Source organism: Vibrio sp. D173a, assembly GCF_030248475.1.
This window is the reverse complement of record NZ_JAHGAH010000548.1, coordinates 1-555: the sequence shown is the minus strand read 5'-3', so window position 1 is coordinate 555 and position 555 is coordinate 1. Positions and strand designations below refer to the sequence as shown.

1 protein-coding gene is annotated in these 555 nt (G+C 36.8%); it reads right to left on the bottom strand.

Features of this window, described 5'->3' with window-relative positions:
* Positions 1 to 152: 152 nt before the first annotated feature.
* Positions 153 to 314, bottom strand: coding sequence for a hypothetical protein (locus KIV40_RS27425; protein ID WP_285352361.1), 162 nt, complete (start codon positions 312 to 314; stop codon positions 153 to 155).
* Positions 315 to 555: the final 241 nt, after the last annotated feature.

Here is a 555-nt window from a genome sequence, read left to right as displayed (position 1 = left end):
TTATGGCTAGGGATTGTGACGTGCTTCATGAAGCAAACGGTTAGCTCGTTTCTAATGATAATTTAAATAATATTAGGTGGCGCGAACGGTACGCCATCTATATGAGAATGACTATTGTTGATGCGAAAAATACACATAAACTTATAATATTATTAACTTTCTGTTTTCTCTTTATCGATTGGCTCTTGATTAGCTGCGTTACTAGTCATGACTTCTTCGTCAGTTTCTGATTCAGTATCATCACCCACAAACGCGTCGTAATTTTTTACAAGAAATGGTGTGAGCATGACAGATGATGGTAAAAAGTGCTTCATAATACCTCCGGTATTGAACGGTGTTTCTTGTATGTTATTAGTTTAATATGTGGCAAAATTTGCGATACATCATAAGTTGATGCGTGATTTTTATAAAAGGTCAGAACTTTCTACGAGCTCACAGTTGTGTGGAAAGTGTGCAAAGGTATGAGGCATAGCCTCTTAAGAACGATCGAACCCAATTAGGATAGGTAATGAAGTACGACTGGATATTTTTTGATGCGGATGAAACGTTGTTTCA

Excerpts from the sequence above, each read along its gene's own strand:
- KIV40_RS27425 (WP_285352361.1), bottom strand. The coding sequence starts at position 314 with ATGAAGCACTTTTTACCATCATCTGTCATGCTCACACCATTTCTTGTA.